Origin of the sequence: Winogradskyella marina, from assembly GCF_015645385.1 — a bacterium.
Classification (GTDB): Bacteria; Bacteroidota; Bacteroidia; order Flavobacteriales; family Flavobacteriaceae; genus Winogradskyella; species Winogradskyella marina.
This window is the reverse complement of sequence record NZ_JADOET010000005.1, coordinates 48,544-71,017: the sequence shown is the minus strand read 5'-3', so window position 1 is coordinate 71,017 and position 22,474 is coordinate 48,544. Positions and strand designations below refer to the sequence as shown.

Here is a 22,474-nt window from a genome sequence, read left to right as displayed (position 1 = left end):
GTTTTCAGTATTAGCTTCGGCTATGCCTCAGCTAACATTTTCTCTCCAGCTTCAATAGCTTCTTCAATAGAACCTTTAAGGTTAAATGCCGCTTCTGGTAAGTGATCTAATTCACCATCCATAATTTGGTTAAATCCTTTAATCGTTTCTTTAATATCTACTAATACACCTGGAATACCTGTAAACTGCTCAGCTACGTGGAAAGGTTGTGATAAGAAACGTTGTACACGTCTTGCTCTACCTACAGCCATTTTATCTTCTTCAGATAATTCTTCCATACCTAAGATGGCAATAATATCTTGTAATTCTTTATAACGTTGTAATAACTCTTTTACACGTTGTGCACACGCATAATGCTCATCACCTAAAATATCAGCAGTTAAAATTCTAGACGTAGAATCTAATGGATCTACCGCAGGATAGATACCTAACTCTGCAATTTTACGAGATAATACTGTTGTTGCATCTAAGTGAGCAAACGTTGTTGCTGGAGCTGGATCCGTTAAATCATCCGCAGGTACGTAAACCGCTTGTACAGATGTAATAGATCCTCTTTTTGTTGATGTAATACGCTCTTGCATCGCACCCATTTCGGTTGCTAATGTTGGTTGGTAACCTACCGCAGAAGGCATACGACCTAATAATGCAGATACCTCAGAACCCGCTTGTGTAAAACGGAAGATATTATCTACGAAAAATAATACATCTTTTCCTTGGCCTTCACCAGCACCATCACGGAAATATTCTGCTATAGTTAATCCTGAAAGTGCTACACGAGCACGAGCTCCAGGAGGCTCATTCATTTGTCCGAATACGAAAGTTGCTTTAGAGTCTTTCATTTCAGATTTATCAACTTTAGATAAATCCCATCCTCCGTCTTCCATAGAATGCATAAAGTCATCACCATATTTAATAATACCAGACTCTAACATCTCACGAAGTAAATCGTTTCCTTCACGTGTTCTTTCACCAACACCTGCAAATACAGAAAGTCCACCGTGTCCTTTTGCAATATTGTTAATCAACTCTTGGATTAATACCGTTTTACCTACACCAGCACCACCAAATAAACCAATTTTACCACCTTTTGCGTAAGGCTCAATTAAATCGATGACTTTGATACCAGTAAATAAAACCTCCGTAGATGTTGATAAATTTTCGAATTTTGGAGCTTGTCTGTGAATCGGTAAACCAGCATCACCAGCCTTAGGTAAATCTCCTAGTCCATCAATAGCATCACCAATAACGTTAAAAAGACGTCCGTAAACATCTTCGCCAATTGGCATTTGAATCGGAGCACCAGTTGCATGAACTTCTGTCCCTCTACTTAAACCATCTGAAGAATCCATAGCAATAGTACGTACGGTATCTTCACCTATGTGAGATTGTACTTCTAATACTAATTTAGAACCATCTTGGTTGTTAATTTCTAACGAATCATAAATCTTTGGAAGCTCTGAACCAGCAGCGAATTCTACATCGATAACTGGACCTACGATTTGTGCAACTTTACCTGTAACTTTTGACATTACTTATATGTTTTTGTTTTGCAATAGTTTAAATATGAAAAACACGTTTCTCAATCAAGTTGAGTGCGTTGGTTTTTCGCGCTGCAAAGATATGTTTTTATTTAAAAAAATAATAGTATTTACTGAATAAAAAAACACGCTCATTTCGAGCGTGTTTCGTGATAATAAATAAAGGGTATTTATTGAAGTGTAGGCGAATAGTTTGTAGGGTAATCTCCTGTATTCGCTTTAACACCTGCAGCTATAAAATTAGAGCCATACGTTAAATCTATAGCTTCCAAAAATTTATTAGCCATTATTGCATAACCTCTAGCGGTTAAATGAACTCCATCTAAACTCACAAGTCCACCAGTAACCAAATCTGTTGTTAAGGTAAAGTCGCCATCAGAAATTCCTGTTGTTGAAGCTTCTTCCAATATGCCTTTAAAATCTACGACTGCCAAACCTTTAGATGTAGCTACGGCATCTATAGTAGCGTTATAAGCGTCAGTCGCATTTTTAATGGCAAGTTGTTCGCTTGGTAATAACACCCATTTATCTTCTAAAGGATTTGTAACACCTTCTACTGAAAACTGTCCTGCAAGACTTGCTGGTAAGCCTTGTGATTCTAAAAAGGCCATTGTACTTGTGTTTACTGTACCAATAATAGAACTACTTGGTAACACTAACAATTCTTCAGAGGTAGCTTGTCTTGTCTGTCCATAAATACCACCAAATAAATTAGCTACTAAAGGAGCTGCTTCGGCTGGTAGTCCAAACGATTCTACAAAAGCAGGAAACGTTGGACTTGCACTTAAAACACCAATTATGTCATCAGAAATATCCGTTAAAGTTTCATCTTTTATAAGAACAGCACTTGCTTCAGTTTCTGAGAAAACTACAGAACGCTCTGCAGCATCATTAATAACACCTACTGATTCTAAATATCCATATACCTGATTTAATTGCCCAAAAACTCCATTCAATGTTGGAATTAATGGTCCAAAACTAGGGTTCGCAGGACTCAATGGGTTATGCGGAACTGTAGTAAAATGCGTAAGGTTGGTTATATAAGGTACATTAGCAATTGCTCCTTTTGCTCCGTTTGCAGTTAAAGCATCTACAAGACCTGAAAAAACCTGTGCAAATACATTAGGATCTGTAATATCGTTGCCACCATAAGTAGATGGATCTAAATTCCCCGTCTGATCAACACCTATTCCACCAGAAGTTGCATACCCTAACACATCATTTCCACCGATCTCAGATAGTGTAAAAAATGTTGGGTTTTGAGCTACAGCATCACCAATAACCGTTGCGTCTGGCGATGAGGCCATTCTTGCAAAATAAGGATTAGCAGCTCCTACTGGCACTCCTGCAAGATTACCATAACCTGGTGCCACAAAATGAAAACTTTTTGCACCTGGAACTCCTAAATTAGTAAATGGTCCTGACAAAACGTTTGTTGTTTCCGTCGTTGGTGTTGCAGGTAAACCCGTTGGCCCTGAGCCATCAAAAAATAGTCTCGGACCAAATCTTGGATCTTGCATACCACCTATAAGTAAACCTCCAATATTATCACTCATTAAAGGTTGTGTAAAGCTACCACCATTGCTTGATGCAAACTGTTGTGATAATATGTTTGGGAATGAATTTTCTTGTGCATTAATAAATAATGCATTATCAGTAAAACCTGCCGTGAACGATGCTCCAACAGCAACATACGTTGAAAAATCTAAGGATCCTGTTGTTAATTCCGGTAACGGTTCTGGTGTAGGGTTATAATCAAAATCATCATCACTACACGCTGTAAACCCAATGAGTACAGCTGAAAGAAATATATATTTAAATTTTTTCATTTTTATTAATTTTATAAATTATTAATAGTCCAAGATGCATAATACATAGAGCCGATACTTCCAACTCCAATTGCCGTAAAATATTCATCACCAAGTAAGTTGGTTGCACCTACCTTTAATGAAGACTTAAGTGCTGGAATTTTAAAGTTTAGTTGAGCGTCTATATTATGATAAGCTGGAATGTTTCCATTACCAAAGGTTGCTTGCCAGTAATAGTCATCACTCCATCTCCAAGCGACATTAAAACCTAGATTCTTAGCCACTTCTGTATTACCAAAACTCAGCTTTGCCTTATGCTCTGGTGTGTTAAAACTTGTTATAAAATCTGGGAAAGCAGCTTGATCAAAATCTTGTTTTGTATAAGTATAACTTCCTCCAAGATCAAAACCTCCTAAAACTTTTATATCTAAACCTATAGATCCTCCATAGGAATTAACGTCAGCTTCTGAATTATTATAAGTTTGATAATCTCTATAATCACCATTTGAAATGGCATTAACAGAAATATCATTAGTTCCAACAGTTCCATATAAAGGTGCACTAACAACCTCACCCGAAATAAAATCTTGGTACTTGTTATAATAAACGCTCATATCTATGATCACCTTATCTAACTTACCTCTATATCCAACTTCCATAGACGTAATTTTTTCAGGTTTTACGATATCAGAATTACCTACTTCTAATAAACTTGAATCTCTTGTGTCAACGGTATTACCACTAGCTAAATAAGCATCCACAGAAGAGGCTAAATATGAATTTTCATAGGCTGCTCGTCCTGTTTGCGTAATCGAAGCTGGCTGACCTAAAGCAATTCCTCCTGGATTGACAGCATGAGTTCTTTCATAACGGTCTAAATTTGCAGGTGCAGATCCTACTAAGACCCTTGAACCAGCATCGAGACCAATAAATAAATCTTGTGTGGTTGGGTTTCTAAAACCAGTTTGTACAGAAGCTCTAATGTTATGATCTCTATTTACGGTTAAACCGGCAGAAACTCTTGGGGAAAGAAAACCATCAAAAAATTCAGACTTATCATAACGAGCAGAACCCGTAAGTTTTAATTTCATATCTTCATTTAAGTCTATTTCCTTCTGAAGTTGTGTATAAATTCCATATTCAGAATAATCAATAGGACCATCAAAATCCGTATAAATAGTTCCCGAAGAATTTAAACTGTATTGTCTATAAGAACCACCTACTTGAATATCTACAGCATCCCATAAATGACTAAAGTTGTAGTTGGCATCGCTATGATAATATTTTGATTGATCTTTAAACTGAGACCCTGTAAGTAAACTAGGATCATTAATAGTTCTTTCAAATGCCGCTTCGAACTCTGGAGTGCCAGGCTCAAATCGACCAGTTTCTGCAGCTGCTCTAGCAGCAGTATGTGCTTCTGCATCTGTAGCACCACCTAGGGTTGCACCTGCGTAAGCACCAATGTATTCTTCAAACCATTGAGAATGAGGCTTCCAAGCATTTAAAATGTTAACACCTGTAAAGACCATGTCATAAGAATCACCAGCATCATCAGAAACTACATAACCTCTAACGAAAAAATTGTCGTTTCGCACTTCAATTTTATGCTGTTGCTGAGAAAATCCAGCAATATTGTATCTATTACTACCTTGATAAATAGTATTACCTGTACCATATTTTCCAACGTATTGAATTTCAAAATCATTTTCCCATGGTCTAAAGTATAATCCCCAATCTGCTTTTATACTTTCTGCATTATAGTCGGTTAAGTCTTTTTCTTCGTAACCTGTTCTACTTACTACAACATCTGGAATGATACCTAATCCAGAAGCATTTCTAATATTCGTAGATACTAAATCACCATAAATATTGATACCATCGTACCCTACGCTTTCTCTAGTATCACCTGTTCCGGGTTTACCGTTATAATTATTAGCAGTCCAGTCTGTTCCTTTTAACCATCCGAAGTTTACCTTGGCAGCAAATTTTTCACTGAATTTGTATGCCATTCTAATACCAGTATCTCTATATGTGTTATCTCCACCTGCATCTTGCGATGTAATACCTTGTTTATGGTAAGCACTGATACCTTCGAAATCAAAAGGATTCTTACTACGCATAAATAAAATACCATTAAAGGCATTTGCACCATACAATGCTGATGCTGCTCCGGGTAAAAGTTCTACACTTAAAACATCCGTTTCATTCATTCCAACTAAATTTCCAATTGGAAAGTTTAATGCTGGAGCTGAATTATCCATACCATCTACCAATTGCATAAAACGTGTATTTGCGAAAGTGGCAAAACCTCTGGTGTTTACAGACTTAAACGTTAAACTATTAGTATTAACATCCACACCTTTAAGGTTCTCAAGCCCTTCATAAAAACTCGCAGAAGCCGTATTTTTAATTTCTTTTAAACCAAAACGTTCTACAGTTACTGGTGATTCAAAAATTCGTTCAGGTGTACGAGATGCAGAAATTACAACTTCATCAAATGCACTCCCTTCGTATAATGTGACATCAACAGTTTGATTATTAGTTACAACATCAATAGTTTGTGCTTCAAATCCGGTATAACTTATTCGGACTGAAAATGGTGGTTCTTGATTCACCACTAGTGTGTAGAATCCATCAAAGTCAGAGACAGTACCTGTACTTGTACCTACAACGATTATATTTGCACCAGGTAATGGCAACCCAGAATTGTCGATAATTTTACCTTTTATTGTGGTTTGAGCAAAAGATGCCACACAAAAAAGCATAGTGAAAAGCTTTAAGATTGTCTTCATGTTAGATAATTAGTTAATTTGTTAGATTAGCAATTTAATTAAATATATGAAAATTAAGTAATAAATTCGCAAAAATCTATGCACGCATAATAAAAATTCGAAAAAAAACGCTCTAAATTTGAGGATTACTCAAACTTAAAGCGTTTTTAACTATTTTTTATGGGCTTATTTTACTCTACAGTAACCGATTTTGCTAAATTTCTCGGTTGATCTACATTTTTTTCTAACATTACAGCGATATGATAAGACAATAACTGTAAAGGTATGGTAGTTAATAGAGGAGTTAAACATTCTATTGTTTCCGGGACTTCAATCACATGATCTGCTACTTCTTTTACACTTTTATCACCTTTTGTTACAATACCAATAATTTTTCCCTTTCGCGCTTTTATTTCTTGGATGTTACTCACTACTTTTTCGTAATGTCCCATTTTTGTTGCAATAACAATTACAGGCATCTGCTCATCAATAAGTGCAATTGGACCATGTTTCATTTCTGCGGCAGGATAACCTTCAGCATGTATATAAGAAATCTCCTTAAGTTTTAAAGCTCCCTCTAAAGCTACAGGAAAATTAAATCCACGTCCTAAATACAGGCAGTTTTTAGAGTCCTTATAAATTTCAGCGATAGTTTTTACGTAAGCATCAGACGTTAAAGCTTCTTCAACTTTTCCTGGAATCGTTTCGAGTTCAATAAGGTGATGTCTAAATTCTGAACTAGAGATTGTTCCCTTCGCTCTTGCTAAACGTAATGCCATTAAGGTTAATACGGTTATCTGCGTTGTAAATGCTTTTGTTGAAGCCACTCCAATTTCTGGCCCAGCATGCGTATACGCACCAGCATCTGTTTCTCTAGCAATAGTGGAACCAACAACATTACAAACCCCAAATACAAAGGCTCCTTTAGATTTTGCTAATTTAATAGCTGCTAAAGTATCTGCGGTTTCACCAGATTGAGATATAGCAATAACAATATCATTCTCTGTTATTACTGGGTTTCTGTATCTAAATTCTGAAGCATATTCTACCTCAACTGGGATTCTTGCTAAATCTTCAAAAATATATTCTGCAACTAATCCTGCGTGCCAAGATGTACCACAAGCTACGATGATAATTCGGTCAGCGGCTAAGAATTTCTTCATGTTATCCTCAACACCAGACATTTTTACGATCGCTTCATTACTTAATAAACGTCCTCTAAAGGTGTCTAAAATAGCACTTGGTTGTTCATAAATCTCCTTGAGCATAAAATGGTCGTAACCACCTTTTTCAATCTGCTCTAAATTAAGTTGAAGTTCTTGAATATAAGGATCTACGAGAGCGTCCCCTTTTATTTTTCGTACTTTGACGTCCTTGCCTCTTCTAATGATTGCCATTTGTTCATCTTCAAGATAAATGGCGTTTTTTGTATATTCAATAAAAGGAGAAGCATCACTTGCTATAAAAAACTCATCGTCACCAACACCTATTGCTAGCGGACTACCGAGTTTTGCCACAACAATTTCGTTTGGTTTATTTTTGTCAAAAACAGCAATTGCATAAGCTCCGACAACTTGGTTTAAAGCAATTTGTACTGCCTTACCTAATTTTAAATTATCGTTTTTCTTTACTTCTTCAATAAGATTAACCAAAACTTCAGTGTCTGTTTCTGACTGAAACGTGTAACCGCGTTTAATTAATTCTTGTTTTAAGGCATCATAATTTTCAATGATTCCGTTATGAATAATTACTAAATCTCCAGAATTAGAATAGTGAGGATGAGAGTTAACATCGTTTGGTACACCATGTGTTGCCCAACGTGTATGACCAATACCCAGAGTTCCGTCTGTGGTAATTTCATTATCTATTTTGTCCTTAAGATCAGACACTTTGCCTTTGGTCTTTGATAGCTTTATAGCGTTGCCATCATACAATGCAATACCTGCACTATCGTAACCTCTATATTCTAATCTTTGAAGTCCTTTAATAACAATAGGATAGGCCTCTCGATGGCCAATGTATCCAACAATTCCACACATAGGTTTCTTTTTTTAGTAATTTGGTTCTGTATAAAATATTTCTAGATATACACGTTTATCTTCATTAGTTTCAGATGTATTATTACCATACAAAATAGTTCCTCTTGGTGTTAGAATAGAACCTATTGGCACTGTTGCATCTAAATCATCATCTGACAGCTCTTTACTCTGTGAAAAACTTACACTAGGATCTTCAATATTTACATTTAGAGAAACCGCTAAACCAAGTTCAACATTTGTGGAATCTCTAATTAATAAATTATTGATATGTTCTGTAATTTTCAATTTGTATTTTACACCTTTATTACTTGGCTCATCATCTACACGTTCTAAAGGACCAAGATGTCTAACTTTAGAAAACGAAGGTAAATTGCTGTTAGTGGCATCTAAAAAATAATCGATTAACGGCGATTTATTTGATACATCATACAAGTACAAGCGATTAGGCTCGTTCTCTGGATCTTCATTTAATAAATCTAGCTGATCTCTGTCAACGTAAAAAACAAGATTAGCTTCGTTAACTAATCGCTTAGAACTCACGTACTTATCGTTTTCCAAATTGACAAAGTCATTTCTAAAGACGTCAAAATTACTCATACCTGCTTCGGTATTAAAACCGTCAAACAATTTTATTCCTGCAATAGCTCCTTCCCCTCCTTTTAAGTAAAGTCTATCATCACCTAGGTCTGAATCTCCATCATTTACTGGCAATGTAAAATCGTTTTCAAGAAAATTAATCTTATTAGCTCCAAAATTAAGTACAAACGTTGAACTATCTCTTAACTCAGGATCATCGTCAGTTGACGCTGTTAGTTTTGAATAATAAATAGTAAGGTTGGCATTATTAGCAGTACTTGTGTTTAATATAAGGTAACTGCCATCATCATTTATAGCTTCAGCTTTAAAATAAAGACCTCTAAAGTATTCAGAAAAATTATTTAAGTTACTTAAAACTGCATCTCCTTCTTTATCTAGTATCTTTTCTTCCCAAAAAGAAGGTTCTAACATAATTCTAATTCCTGGTGCTTGAGTAGACAATAACGTTTTATCACCATTTTCATCTAATTCATTAACATCCATTAGTCTATAACCGTTTTCGTTGATATCAATTTCATTATCAACTACAGTCATTATACTCCCTGTTTCCTCATCAAACTTTACAAAAGTAAGCTCCTCACCTTCTAGGGCTGTCGTGGATATAGTTTCTGACGATGAAACTGATTGGTCTGAGTAATAAGCTTGCCCTTCATTAAAACCACCACTTGGATCAAAATCTCTAATAAAATACTTATTTTCAAAAATGCTTAACTTTATATTATTGTAGCCCTCTCCTTTAGAGAGTACTGAATCTATACTGTAGGTAGGATTGCCATCGTCATCAGCACCTGTAATTGTACTATAAAAAGGCAAGGTAACAACAACAGAGTCGACCTTTGCATCCTCTCCAAAAGAGGGATTAAACGTTGTTGGTGTTAACTGCGTTACAAAACTCGATGTTGTTCTTCCATAAGCATCATCGTAAATACCTAAGGTTGTTAAACCAAGTTGATTTGTTTGTACAGGATTTAAGGCTTTGGTATAGGCAATAACATCATATTGATTAGAGTCTATATCAAAATTTGTTGCAACGTCACTATTAAGAAGGTCAGACTCTAAAGTAGCAAAATCATCGTCACAAGCAATAAAACTTGAAACAATAAGGCCAAATGATAAGATCTGGAGTGCAATTTTATTCTTTTTCATAGGTAATATTAACTGTTTAATACAGTGTTGTTATAAAAATCTGTGTATGGATCTGCAAATTCTTCAATTGAATAATAGTCCAATACAGGTTTTGTTAAATCACTTAAATAAGTATCTAATTCTTCTGGTAAATCTTCAGAACCTCTAATGATAGCGTCAGAATTATCAATAGCAACCTTCATAAGGTTGATATAATCGGGCTGCTTTAGCAATTCTGTTGCATTGGCATCTAATTCATCAAAATTAACTTTAGAGATCATGTCTTTATCTAACGTCCCTTCAAAGCTTTGATTGTATACAGAGGTTACTATTTTACTTTCAGTAAATAAAGGTTCTGTTTTATAAAACTCTTTTAAGTATAACGGAAGTAGTGACGCCAACCAACCATTAACATGAATAATATCTGGAGCCCAATTTAGTTTCTTAACTGTTTCAATAACGCCTTTTGCAAAGAATATCGCACGTTCATCGTTATCTGAAAACAACTCACCGTTTTCATCTGTTAAGGTTGCTTTTCGCTTAAAATAATCTTCATTATCAATAAAGTAAACCTGAATGCGTTCTTTTGGTATAGAAGCCACTTTTATTATTAATGGCATATCTAAATCGTTAATTACCAGGTTTATTCCAGAAAGCCTAATCACTTCATGAAGTTGATGCCTTCTTTCATTTATATTTCCAAAGCGAGGCATAAATATTCTTATCTGACCTCCTTGTTTGTTTACCATCCGTGGCGCTTCAAACGACATTGAAGAGATTTCTGTTTCTGGTAAATATGGAACAACTTCCGAGGACACATACAATATTCGTTTATCTTTCATAAATCTGCTGCTTTTGAAATTAATGGTAAAAAACATGCAAAATTACAAAAATTTGTGCAGATTGCTAGTATTATATTATGTTTGCATGCGTTAAACTTTTGTTACAGCATTGAAAAACATTCAGAATAAAACCGATTTATCAAATCATATTAAGGATCTAAAAGCTAAAGGAAAGTCTATTGGTTTTGTGCCCACTATGGGAGCATTACACAATGGACACTTATCATTAGTAAATAGCGGACTAAAAGAAAACGACCTTGTTGTTGTGAGTATTTTTGTAAATCCTACACAGTTTGACAATAAAGAAGACCTCGTAAAATACCCTAGAACATTAGACGCAGATATTGCTTTATTAAAAACAGTAAGCGCGAATAACATTATTATTTATTCACCGACTGTTGCCGATATTTATGGCAACAACATTGTATCTCAAAGTTTCACCTTTGATGGCTTAGAGCATGAAATGGAAGGCGCATTTAGACCAGGACATTTTGACGGAGTTGGAACCATAGTAAAACGTTTGTTTGAAATTGTTAAACCAGATCGCGCCTATTTTGGAGAAAAAGATTTTCAGCAATTACAAATAATTAAAAAGCTTGTAGAACTGCACCATCTAGACGTAGATGTTATCGGTTGCTCAATCCATAGAGCCGAAGATGGTTTGGCAATGAGCTCTAGAAATGCAAGACTTTCACCAGAGCATAGATCTGCTGCTCCTTTTATTTATAAAACACTAAATACTGCCAAAACAATGTTTGGCACAAAAAGTGCAGGTACAGTAACGGAATGGGTTCGTTCTCAATTTAAAAAACAGGCGCTCTTAGAGCTAGAGTATTTTATTATTGCAGACATAACGACCTTAAAGCCAGTGAAACGAAAATCAACTCAAAAGTCATATAGAGCATTTATAGCTGTATATGCAGGCGATATAAGATTAATAGACAATATCGCTTTAAATTAATTATCTTTGTGGTATGCAAATACAAGTTGTAAAATCTAAAATTCATCGTGTAAAGGTTACAGGAGCCAAACTAAATTATATTGGTAGTATCACTATTGACGAAGACTTAATGGAAGCTGCTAATATTATACAAGGCGAAAAAGTTCAGATTGTAAATAATGACAATGGCGAACGCCTAGAAACCTATTGTATTCCAGGCCCTCGTAATAGTGGCGAAATCACGCTTAATGGAGCAGCAGCACGTAAAGTAGCTGTTGGAGACACGCTTATTCTTATTACTTACGCCATTATGGATATCGAAGATGCCAAAGTATTTAAGCCTTCTTTAGTATTCCCAGACGAAGCTACCAACCTCCTTAAGTAAAGCTAGGTGGCCAAAGCTAAATCCATTCTAAAAGTTGTTTTACCATTACTCTTAGGCGTTGGATTGGTATGGTATTCTTTATCAAAAATTTCTATTCCAACCCTAGTTCAATACTTTAAAAATGCTGATTATAGTTGGATAATTCTTGGTATCACTTTTGGAATACTTAGCCACATATCTAGAGCTTATCGTTGGCTATTTATGGCCGAACCATTAGGATTTAAACCAAAATTTGGCAATAGCCTTATGGCGGTGTATTCGGCTTACCTTATTAATTTTACGATTCCTCGTGCAGGAGAAGTTGCCAGAGCAACGATTTTAAAAAACTATGAAGACGTCCCTTTCGATAAAGGGTTTGGCACCATCGTTGCAGAACGCATAGCAGATACTTTAATGCTGCTAGCCATAATAACAGTAGCTTTTATATTAGAATTTGAGTTCATTTTTAATTTTTTCGCAGAAAAATTCAATGCAACCTCTTTGTTTTTAGGAGGTTCAGTATTAGCTTTGGGAGCTTTAATGTTAATTCTGTTTATAAAAAAAAGTAAATCTAAATTCGCATTAAAAGTAAAAGGATTCTTATTTGGGCTATTAGAAGGTGCACTTAGCATTTTTAAAATGAAAAAAAAGTGGGCTTTTATAGGACATACCTTGTTTATTTGGGCAATGTATGTGCTTATGTTTTATGTAACTACTTTTGCTTTACCCGAATTACAGAACATCACATTAACTGCAGTTCTAATTGGATTTATATTGTCTAGTTTTAGTATTGCAGCGACAAATGGTGGAATTGGCTCATTTCCCGAAGCGATTGTTATAGCCTTTTCGTTATTTGGTATAGCTGACGACCCAAGTAGAGCATTTGGTTGGATAGTATGGTCAACGCAAACGCTAGTAATTATTATTATTGGCGGGTTATCATTGTTATATTTACCTATATATAATAGGAAGAAAACAATATTATAATTTATTTTTATCGTACTTTAAATTTTTAATTATGCATAATATGAAGAACTTTTACCTACTTCTTATAGCGCTTTTTATAAGCTTTAATAGTCAGTCTCAAGCTATATATAAAACCATTGACTCCTATAAACTTGAAGGTAAACGCGAATTAAAAATTCAATTGCCAAGAAATTATAATCCCGAAGAAAAGCGATCCTATCCTTTAATCATTGTTTTAGATGGTGACTATTTGTTTGAACCTGTTGCGGGCAACATAGATTACCAGTCGTATTGGGAAGACATTCCAGATTGTATTGTTGTTGGTATTAACCAAGCAGATACTAGAATAGATGATTTTTATTATGACAATCATTCCAATCTTCCGTTACATTCTGGTGCTGACTTTTATGAATTTATGGCGGCCGAATTATTGCCGTTTATTGAAGATAATTATAACGCCTCTAATTTTAGAATCGTCGTTGGGCACGATTTGAGTGCTAATTTTATAAATTATTACTTATTTAAAGACGACCCTATATTTAGAGCTTATGTGGCATTAAGTCCAGATTTTGCTCCAGAAATGATAAATAGATTAAAGCAACGCTTATCGATATTAGAGAAAGAAGTGTTTTATTACATGGCAACGGGAGATGCGGATATTAAAGCAATTAGAGCCTCTATTTTAGAAAGTAACGCTATGATATCTACTATAGAAAACAAGAATTTTCTCTATAAGTTTGACGATTTTGAAGATGCCAATCATTATTCGTTAGTTGGTAGAGGTATTCCAAAAGCGTTAAATCAAATTTTTACACTTTTTAAACCTATTAATGCTAAAGAATATTCCGAAAAAGTGCTCACTTTCGAAGGGTCACCTTATGATTATTTGGTAAAAAAATATGAAGATATCGAACATTTTTATGGTTTTGAAAAAAAATTAATAGAAAACGATATTAGAGCAATTGCAGCAGCTAGTAATAAAAAAGAAGATTTAGAATCCTTAGAAAAATTATCTAAACTAATTAACAAGGTCTTTCCAAAATCCATGCTAAGTGCCTATTATGATGGCATGTACAACGAGAAACAAGGAAATTTAAAAAGAGCACTACAACGCTATAAATCAGGCTTATTATTAGAGCCTTCGCAATCCGTAGACAAAGAAATGATGCTCGATAAAATGTACGAAATTCAAGATAAAATGAAAGAATAATGCATTTCATCGAAAAAAATTGACTATTTGACGACAATTTAGTATGTTTGGAACCCCAAATCTAAACCTACTTATCATGAAAAAAACTATTTTTGTAGTTCTAACATGTCTCATTTGTGTAACGTCTTTTGCGCAAGTCACCTACCAAGAAATATCCTCGTCTAAACTTAGCGACGTACGGAAGCTAAAAGTTAAACTCCCAAAAAATTACGATCCAAATTCTGATCAAAAGTATCCGGTAATTATTGTTTTTGATGGAGATTATTTATTTGAGCCCGTAGTAGGACAAGTAGATTTTCAAACCTACTTCGATAATATGCCAGGATCAATTATCGTTGGTATTATGCAAGGAGAAAATCGTTTTTACGACGGTTACTACGATCCAACCACAGGATTACCTACAGAATCCGGACTTAGATTTCACAACTTCGTTTCAGACGAACTATTACCTTATATAGACAAAAACTACAACACAAGTAAGTTTAGAGTTGCCGTAGGTCATGATAATATGGGTAATTTCATCAACTCTTATTTGTTTAAAGACGATCTAGAGTTTCAGGCTTATGTTTGTATTAGCCCAGATTTTATTGGATCCTTAAACAATTTCATATCAAAACGTTTAGCGGTTTATAAGACAGATATTTTTTACTATTTAGCCACAGCAGAAAAAGATATTCCATTCCTTAGAGACAACATACTGGCTACAAACGGACAAATTAAGGCTGTTGACAATCAGAATCTCACGTATTATTTTGATGATTTCAAAGACGAAAATCATTACACGTTAGTCACAAGTGCTTTGGCCAAATCGTTTGAAAAGATTTTTGATATCTATAATCCATTACGCGAAAAAGAATTGGAAGAAAAAGTATTACCTTATGAAGGGACTTTAGATAATTACTTAACGGACAGATATAAAAGAATAGAAAAGTTATTCGGTATTAAAAAAGAAATTAGTGAAGACGAAATACAGAAAGTGATAAAAATCGCGGAGCAACGCGAAGATTTAAAATCACTACAGAAATTAGGTAATTTAGCGAATAAGCTTCATCCAGAATCTTTAATGGGCACCTATTATTTAGCACAATCTGCAGAGAAATCAGGTAAAACTAAAAAGGCTAAAAAACTGTACGAATCTGCTTTAACCTTAAACGATGTAAGCCATATTAACAGAGATTATATCTTTTCTAAAATTGACGAATTAACTGTCGCAGATTTAGATGAAGAGATTGATGATAATGAAGAGGACGATGAAGAAAACTAGAAAACACAGATTATCATCCGATTACTTTATCGAAGCTTTATATGGTAAAACAAAGGCATTTCTGCTTACTAATATGCCTTCAAAATTAGCCACATTAAAAGTTTTAGCTATTATGGCTTGGTTTAAAGACATCAACTAAAATTGTCTTAATTTAGCTGTTTCAAACTCTAATAATCCTGTTTTTGGGATTCTGAAACTAGAACATGGCTAAAGTAAAAACAACCTTTTTTTGTCAGAATTGTGGTAGTCAATATGCCAAGTGGCAAGGACAATGCACCTCTTGTAAAGCATGGAATACCATTGCCGAAGAAGTGATTCAAAAACCCGAAAAAAGCGATTGGAAAACACCAACAAAAGCAACCTCTAAACGGGTTTCAAAACCATTACTGATTAACGATATAGACACGTCTCAAGAAGCGCGTTTAAACATGCAAGATGACGAATTTAATCGTGTGCTAGGTGGCGGAATGGTTCATGGATCCTTAACATTATTAGGTGGCGAACCAGGTATTGGAAAAAGTACACTTTTACTTCAAATTGCTTTAAATTTAAAATACAAAACGCTTTATGTTTCAGGTGAAGAAAGTCAGAAACAAATAAAAATGCGTGCCGAACGTATTCAACCTAATAGCAACAATTGCTATATTCTTACCGAGACCAAAACCCAAAATATCTTTAAGCAAATTGAAGCCTTAGAACCAGATATTGTGGTCATAGATTCTATTCAAACCTTACATAGCGATTATATAGAATCTTCGGCTGGTAGTATTTCACAAATCAAAGAATGCACCACAGAACTTATAAAGTTTGCTAAAGAAACCGCAACACCAGTATTGTTAATTGGTCATATTACCAAAGATGGTCATATCGCAGGACCAAAAATTTTGGAACACATGGTCGATACGGTTTTACAATTTGAAGGAGACCGAAACCATGTCTTCAGAATTTTAAGAGCCAACAAAAACCGATTTGGTTCTACCAATGAATTAGGGATTTACGAAATGCAAGGCTCAGGATTACGCGAAGTATCCAATCCTTCCGAAATACTAATTTCAGAAAAAGACGAAGAATTATCTGGTAACGCAGTCGCTGCGACATTAGAAGGTTTACGACCACTAATGATTGAGGTTCAGGCTTTAGTAAGTACTGCCGTTTACGGGACACCTCAACGGTCTGCAACCGGATTTAATGCCAAACGACTCAACATGTTACTGGCTGTTTTAGAAAAACGAGCAGGCTTCCGTTTAGGTGCAAAAGATGTATTTCTAAATATAACAGGAGGCATAACAGTTGATGATCCTGCAATAGATTTGGCCGTTGTCGCTGCCATCCTTTCATCTAACGAAGATGTCGCTTTACAAAGTGATTATTGTTTTGCTGCAGAAGTTGGTTTATCAGGCGAAATAAGACCTGTACAACGTGTAGAACAACGTATTTTAGAAGCTGAAAAATTAGGGTTTTCTACCATTTTTGTGTCTAAATACAATAAAATAGCGTTAAAAAATACGGGTATTAAAATTCAATTAATTTCTAAAATCGAAGATGTCGTTAGCTTTCTCGTTTAACATCTTACAAACCAAAATACCGTAACCGTCTTCTAGCTGATAATGGCGTCAAAATTTAAGTCGAAAAACACCATATCATTAAAAAGTTTTAGACTATTTTGTAACAAAACCGCTTCAATGACTACTTATATATTGAAAGTGGTCTATATCTCAAAACGTTTTTGAGGCTCCAAAGTATAAAATCGACCGTACTTCAATTACCATCAAAACACAGTAAACATTCCAAATTTGAAGCTTTAGTATTCAAACGAGATGTCATCTTAAAAATAAAATTATTACAAGGCATTGTTGATGGTAATACCAAGACCAATTTACTTTCAAATAAGGTTGTTTAATCTTACAATGGTCGTATCTTTAGTAACTCAAAACATAAATTGACTCTTATGACAGAATGGTTTTCAAATTTAGAATTTCTATCCAAAATATATTGGCTAGTGGCTATTATTGGTTCACTCATTTTTACTGTAGTTATGATTATGGCTTTTGTAGGAGGAGATGCCGATGATATTGGCGACATAGATGCTGATATCGATGTTGATGGAGCAGGATTTCAGTTTATTTCATTTAAAAACCTCGTTGGCTTCTTCACTATTTTTGGTTGGAGCGGAATTGCTTGTATAGATGCCGGACTTTCAACACCTGTAACCATAGTGGTTTCTATAATTAGTGGTTTGTTAATGATGGTAATTATGGCTGCGTTATTTTACTTTATTAGTAAACTCTCAGACAGTGGGACTTTAAATTACAAAAATGCCCTCGATGCGGTTGGTGAAGTCTATTTACCAATAGGAGCTGACCGTTCTAAAATGGGCAAAGTAAACGTCAGCGTACAAGGCTCTATGCGCGAATTACATGCACTTACAGACTCATTAACCGAACTAAAAACAGGCACCATTATAAAAGTGGTCGATGTAACCGCTAATGGTATTCTCATTGTTGACCAAACCCGGAAACCTATTGAACCTTCAAGAGGAAATAATGAAGAATTACCAGCGTCTAAAGACCGATTTATAGAACGTTAACACACCAATACTAAGTTTAATCAAATAACCAATCGAAATGAATATGAATTTACTAATCATTCAAGAGAGTTTTAATGCAGAGGGTCTTGGCGGACCAATGCTGCTCATTTTTGTAGCGCTATTTATAGTGGTTACCTTACTTATTTTAATAAAGCGTTACAAACGTTGTCCTTCGGATCGTATTCTTGTCGTCTATGGAAAAGTTGGAGGCGGACAATCAGCAAAATGTATTCATGGTGGTGCAGCTTTTATTATTCCTGTGATTCAAGATTATGAATTCCTAGACTTAACACCGATTTCTATAGAAGTGAATTTGGTTAACGCCTTATCTAAACAAAACATTCGTGTTAATGTACCATCGCGTTTTACCATTGGTGTGTCTACAGAACCAGATGTGATGCAAAATGCGGCACAACGTCTATTAGGATTAGCGGCACAAGATGTTCAAGAATTAGCCAAAGAAATCATTTTTGGTCAGTTACGTTTAGTCGTTGCTTCTATGGATATTGAAGAAATTAACAACGATAGAGACAAATTCTTAACGAATATTTCGCAGTCTGTTGAAACCGAACTACAGAAAGTAGGTTTAAAACTAATTAATGTAAACATTACAGATATTGTAGATGAATCTGGCTATATCGAAGCACTTGGTAAGGAAGCTGCAGCACATGCTATTAACGCAGCTCGTAAATCGGTTGCAGAGAAAACAAGAGACGGTTCTATTGGTGAAGCTAATGCTGTACAAGATGAAAGATCACAAGTGGCTGCTGCAAATGCACAAGCGGTTGAAGGTGAAAATACAGCAAAGATTGCTGTTGCTAATTCAGATTCCTTACGTCGTCAACGTGAAGCCGAAGCAGAACGTGTCGCAATAGCATCAGAGAAAGTACAAGCGGCAAAAGCATTAGAAGAATCCTATGCTGCAGAGCAAGACGCTGAAACAGCAAGAGCAGATCGCGAGCGTTCATCTCAAATGGCAGATATTATTGTACCTGCAGAAATAGATAAACAAAAAGCTGAAATTGATGCCGAAGCTGAAGCAGAACGTATTAGAAGAAAAGCAAAAGGTGAAGCAGATGCGATACTTTTTAAAGCACAAGCCGAAGCACAAGGTCAGTATGAAATCTTAACCAAGCAAGCGTCTGGTATGGAGCAAATTGTAAAAGCGGCTGGTAACAATAGTAGAGATGCCGTATTATTATTAATTGCAGATAAATTACCAGAATTAGTAAAAGCTCAAGCCGAAGCAATTAAGAATATTAAAATAGATAAAGTAACCGTTTGGGATAATGGAGCATCTGGCGAAGACGGAAAATCGTCAACGGCTAACTTCCTATCTGGTATGTATAAATCGGTGCCTCCTTTACAAGAAATGTTTAATATGGCTGGTATGGATTTACCAGAGTATTTAAAAGGTAAAGATAAAAAAGAGATCGAGGCAGATGATGCCACTATCGATCAATCAGAAAAGTAAACTCGACTTTTCTTGACTACAATTAACTACAAAAGACCAATACCAACATTAAAGACTATTTATGGTATTGGTCTTTTTTTATTGGGAATCCTTAGTATTGATACACTTATTTGTATTCCTTTCTTCGGAGCAGGTTTATACTTTTTTCATACGGATGGCCTCCAAATTGATCTTAAACATAAAAAATACCGCAATACCATTAACCTGTTTGGTTTAACCTTTGGCAAATGGCAAGACTTTCCGCAAATAAAATACGTCTCTGTGTTTAAAACCACGCAATCGACACGTGTTTGGGTCTCCTCAGCAAGCACAAACGTATCTACAACTGTGATTAAAGTGAATCTATTTTATAACACCAATCAAAAAATTGAAGCCTATGAAACCGACAATACAGAAATAGCTTTTGATATCGCCAAACAAATTGCAACAGCTTTAAACATCGATGTCTTAGACGCTACATCACGAGACACCCAATGGTTATAAATTCATAGTCACGTCAGTTCGAGTGATTGTTGAAGTATAAAAAATCGTATCGAGAACCAACAAAAAAACAACCAATAATCGCAACTAAAATGTCTAATCTGTAGGTTGTCCCCTTGAGGAGACCTTAGGGGTGTTATTCACTGTTGTACCTTAAGAGCGAAGCTCTTAGGTATGTCACACAACTTTTGATTAAAGATACCGAAACATAGTTTTTGACAACCGAATCGAGAACCAACCATCAACCTCATATAAAAACCAATACCCATTGTTATTTCCGAGAAAACAGGAATCCATAAAATTTAAAACCTTTCCTTAACTTTGCAACCTAAACGTCGTTCACATTTGAAACTCAACCTGCAAGATATTCCTCGCGTAAAAGCAATCACCAAAGAGGATTTTATAACGCACTATTTCAAACCACAAAAACCTGTGGTGATAGAGCAATTTATTGAAGATTGGCCTGCCTATTCCAAATGGAATTTAGACTACATTAAAAAAGTGGCTGGAGATAAAACCGTTCCACTTTACGACGACAGACCCGTAGATTATAAAGATGGATTTAATCAGGCTCACGCCAAAATGAAAATGAGCGATTATGTAGATCTACTGCAGCGTGAACCTACAAAATACCGCATTTTCCTTTGGAATATTTTAAAAGAAATTCCACAACTACAAAAGGATTTCACCTATCCAGATTTTGGACTACGTCTCATGAAAAAGCTACCGATGCTATTCTTTGGAGGAAAGGATTCGCATACCTTTATGCACTACGATATTGACTTGGCTAACATTTTTCACTTTCATTTTGAAGGTAAAAAACAATGCATATTATTTGACCAAAAACAAAATAAGTACTTATACAAAGTACCACATTCGTTAATTGTTAGAGAGGATATTGATTTTAATAATCCCGATTTTAAACAATGGCCAGCACTAAAAAAGGTAAAAGGATGGAGTTGCGAATTAAAGCATGGAGACACCCTATATATGCCAGAAGGGTATTGGCATTATATGCGTTACCTAACACCAGGATTTTCGATGAGTTTACGCGCTATAGCTCGAAACCCTAAAAACCTTGGCAAAGCAATTTATAACGTTTTTATAATGCGAAATTACGATAACCTTATGCGCCGCTTAAAAGGACAAAAATGGATTGACTCCAAAAACGAAAGAGCGATTACTAACACCAATCGTTTCATTTAATTTTCTGACATTAATTAAATACTATTTGTATATTTGACCCTTATTTTTAAAATGAAAAACATGAAAAATATTTTACTCGTTGTCGCTTTACTAGCCTTTAGTTTTGGTAATGCGCAAGCTTTTATAGGCGAAGGTGACCAGAAATTTCAGGTAGGTGCTAACATACAAGATTACGCTACAGGTATTAATGTAAGTTTCGACCATGGATTAGGAGAAAACATCTCTATTGGTGTATCCTCATCGTATGCTTTAGGAGGTGCCGATGGCATTGAAAATCTTGATTTTGGCGACCGTTTCGATTTAAAAGGACGCTTTAATGCTAACTTAGGAAATGTAATTAATATTGATGAAAACTTTGATCTGTACCCAGGATTAAACCTAAGCCTTAAAAACTTTGGTGGCCATGTTGGTGCACGTTATTTCTTTTCAGAAGGTTTTGGTGTTTTTACAGAAGCCAACTTTCCTTTAGCGAAATATGATACAGACGATCCAATTGATATACACAACCAGTTCACATTAAATATTGGTGCAGTTTTCAACTTGTAGATAAAAACGCTGCACGGTTAGAATTAAGAAAACAGATTACATTCTAACAAATAATAAACAGAATACTAAGCCTTTTCATTCCCATGTAAAGGCTTTTTTCATGAAATTAACTGCTACTAAAATGTAAGACTATCATAATTTAAAATACTTTTTTCAAACCTTATTACTCTAATCTTCATCAAAGCTCACAGCTAACCCCTCCTCACCCCTAAAAATACTCACCAAGCTTCTCATAAACCAAAGCCGATTCCCAACCACGATACAACAAATAATCCACCACCTTTTTCTTTTTCTTATACACATTAGGCTCTTTAACTTGCTCCATACGTTTTTGCACCAACGCATCTAAAGTGTTGTAATAATCGTCCAGATCAATTTCTTGTAGCGCGCTATCAATACTATATTTAGAAATACCTCTAAACTTTAACTCGCGCAGCAACCGGTTTTTGCCCCATTTTTTTATTCTGAATTTCCCAGAAACAAAAGCTTTAGCAAAGCGTTCTTCGTTAAGGAAATTCTCCTGAATTAAATGCACCATAATCACATCTATAGCCTCAGGAATCATATTCATATCCCGTAGTTTTTGTCGCACCTCTTTATGGCAACGCTCTTGGTAAGCACAATAGTGTTCTAGTTTTTTTTGTGCTTCGTTAACGGTGTATGATTTATTGATTTCCATGCCATTCAAAAATACAATAGATTAAGAAAATGTAG

19 protein-coding genes are annotated in these 22,474 nt (G+C 35.1%); 12 read left to right on the top strand and 7 right to left on the bottom strand.

Going from position 1 to position 22,474, the window contains the following annotated elements; genetic code table 11:
* Window positions 1–20: 20 nt before the first annotated feature.
* The 6 genes from atpD to ITJ86_RS07570 form a co-directional block, all read right to left on the bottom strand.
* On the bottom strand, window positions 21–1,529 hold the full coding sequence (gene atpD / locus ITJ86_RS07595; RefSeq protein WP_195871037.1) for a F0F1 ATP synthase subunit beta: 1,509 nt from the start codon (window positions 1,527–1,529) through the stop codon (window positions 21–23).
* A gap of 179 nt (window positions 1,530–1,708) precedes the next feature.
* Complete coding sequence (locus tag ITJ86_RS07590; protein WP_195871036.1) at window positions 1,709–3,367, bottom strand: SGNH/GDSL hydrolase family protein; 1,659 nt, start codon at window positions 3,365–3,367, stop codon at window positions 1,709–1,711.
* Window positions 3,368–3,378: 11 nt separating this feature from the next.
* The gene (locus tag ITJ86_RS07585; protein ID WP_195871035.1) at window positions 3,379–6,141 is read right to left on the bottom strand and encodes a TonB-dependent receptor; all 2,763 of its coding nucleotides are present in this window, start codon (window positions 6,139–6,141) and stop codon (window positions 3,379–3,381) included.
* A gap of 170 nt (window positions 6,142–6,311) precedes the next feature.
* A complete protein-coding gene (gene glmS / locus ITJ86_RS07580) occupies window positions 6,312–8,159 on the bottom strand; it encodes a glutamine--fructose-6-phosphate transaminase (isomerizing) (protein WP_195871034.1) in 1,848 nt (615 codons plus the stop codon).
* A gap of 12 nt (window positions 8,160–8,171) precedes the next feature.
* Window positions 8,172–9,902, bottom strand: a complete 1,731-nt coding sequence (locus tag ITJ86_RS07575; RefSeq protein WP_195871033.1) for a DUF4270 domain-containing protein — start codon at window positions 9,900–9,902, stop codon at window positions 8,172–8,174.
* A gap of 8 nt (window positions 9,903–9,910) precedes the next feature.
* Window positions 9,911–10,723: a glycogen/starch synthase gene (locus tag ITJ86_RS07570; protein WP_195871032.1), complete on the bottom strand. Its 813-nt coding sequence runs from the start codon at window positions 10,721–10,723 to the stop codon at window positions 9,911–9,913.
* A gap of 109 nt (window positions 10,724–10,832) precedes the next feature.
* Here ITJ86_RS07570 and panC point away from each other — a divergent pair, with 109 nt between their 5' ends.
* The 12 genes from panC to ITJ86_RS07510 all read left to right on the top strand — a co-directional run bounded on the left by panC (window position 10,833) and on the right by ITJ86_RS07510 (window position 21,760).
* Window positions 10,833–11,684, top strand: coding sequence for a pantoate--beta-alanine ligase (gene panC, locus ITJ86_RS07565; RefSeq protein ID WP_195871031.1), 852 nt, complete (start codon window positions 10,833–10,835; stop codon window positions 11,682–11,684).
* 13 nt (window positions 11,685–11,697) lie between these two features.
* The gene (gene panD / locus ITJ86_RS07560; RefSeq protein ID WP_195871030.1) at window positions 11,698–12,048 is read left to right on the top strand and encodes an aspartate 1-decarboxylase; all 351 of its coding nucleotides are present in this window, start codon (window positions 11,698–11,700) and stop codon (window positions 12,046–12,048) included.
* Window positions 12,049–12,054: 6 nt separating this feature from the next.
* Window positions 12,055–13,014, top strand: coding sequence for a lysylphosphatidylglycerol synthase transmembrane domain-containing protein (locus ITJ86_RS07555; protein ID WP_195871029.1), 960 nt, complete (start codon window positions 12,055–12,057; stop codon window positions 13,012–13,014).
* Window positions 13,015–13,054: 40 nt separating this feature from the next.
* Window positions 13,055–14,203 (top strand): alpha/beta hydrolase, encoded by a 1,149-nt coding sequence (locus ITJ86_RS07550; RefSeq protein ID WP_195871028.1) that lies wholly within the window; start codon window positions 13,055–13,057, stop codon window positions 14,201–14,203.
* A 76-nt stretch (window positions 14,204–14,279) separates the two neighbouring features.
* The gene (locus ITJ86_RS07545; RefSeq protein WP_195871027.1) at window positions 14,280–15,467 is read left to right on the top strand and encodes an alpha/beta hydrolase; all 1,188 of its coding nucleotides are present in this window, start codon (window positions 14,280–14,282) and stop codon (window positions 15,465–15,467) included.
* Window positions 15,454–15,606 (top strand): hypothetical protein, encoded by a 153-nt coding sequence (locus ITJ86_RS07540; protein WP_195871026.1) that lies wholly within the window; start codon window positions 15,454–15,456, stop codon window positions 15,604–15,606. The genes ITJ86_RS07545 and ITJ86_RS07540 overlap by 14 nt, the downstream gene beginning before the upstream one ends.
* 64 nt (window positions 15,607–15,670) lie before the next feature.
* Window positions 15,671–17,032, top strand: coding sequence for a DNA repair protein RadA (gene radA / locus ITJ86_RS07535; RefSeq protein ID WP_195871025.1), 1,362 nt, complete (start codon window positions 15,671–15,673; stop codon window positions 17,030–17,032).
* A gap of 383 nt (window positions 17,033–17,415) precedes the next feature.
* Window positions 17,416–18,054, top strand: a complete 639-nt coding sequence (locus ITJ86_RS07530) for a hypothetical protein (RefSeq protein WP_195871024.1) — start codon at window positions 17,416–17,418, stop codon at window positions 18,052–18,054.
* Window positions 18,055–18,097: 43 nt separating this feature from the next.
* The gene (locus ITJ86_RS07525; protein WP_195871023.1) at window positions 18,098–19,528 is read left to right on the top strand and encodes a flotillin family protein; all 1,431 of its coding nucleotides are present in this window, start codon (window positions 18,098–18,100) and stop codon (window positions 19,526–19,528) included.
* 12 nt (window positions 19,529–19,540) lie between these two features.
* A complete protein-coding gene (locus ITJ86_RS07520) occupies window positions 19,541–20,011 on the top strand; it encodes a hypothetical protein (RefSeq protein ID WP_195871022.1) in 471 nt (156 codons plus the stop codon).
* 342 nt (window positions 20,012–20,353) lie between these two features.
* Entirely contained in the window at window positions 20,354–21,214 is an 861-nt protein-coding gene (locus ITJ86_RS07515; protein WP_195871021.1) for a cupin-like domain-containing protein, read from the top strand.
* A gap of 60 nt (window positions 21,215–21,274) precedes the next feature.
* The gene (locus tag ITJ86_RS07510; protein ID WP_195871020.1) at window positions 21,275–21,760 is read left to right on the top strand and encodes a DUF6646 family protein; all 486 of its coding nucleotides are present in this window, start codon (window positions 21,275–21,277) and stop codon (window positions 21,758–21,760) included.
* A gap of 208 nt (window positions 21,761–21,968) precedes the next feature.
* On the opposite strand, the gene ITJ86_RS07505 is transcribed toward ITJ86_RS07510, so the two are convergent.
* Window positions 21,969–22,439 carry a regulatory protein RecX gene (locus tag ITJ86_RS07505; protein ID WP_195871019.1) on the bottom strand — a complete coding sequence of 157 codons (471 nt, stop codon included), beginning with the start codon at window positions 22,437–22,439 and terminating at the stop codon, window positions 21,969–21,971.
* Window positions 22,440–22,474 lie beyond the last annotated feature (35 nt).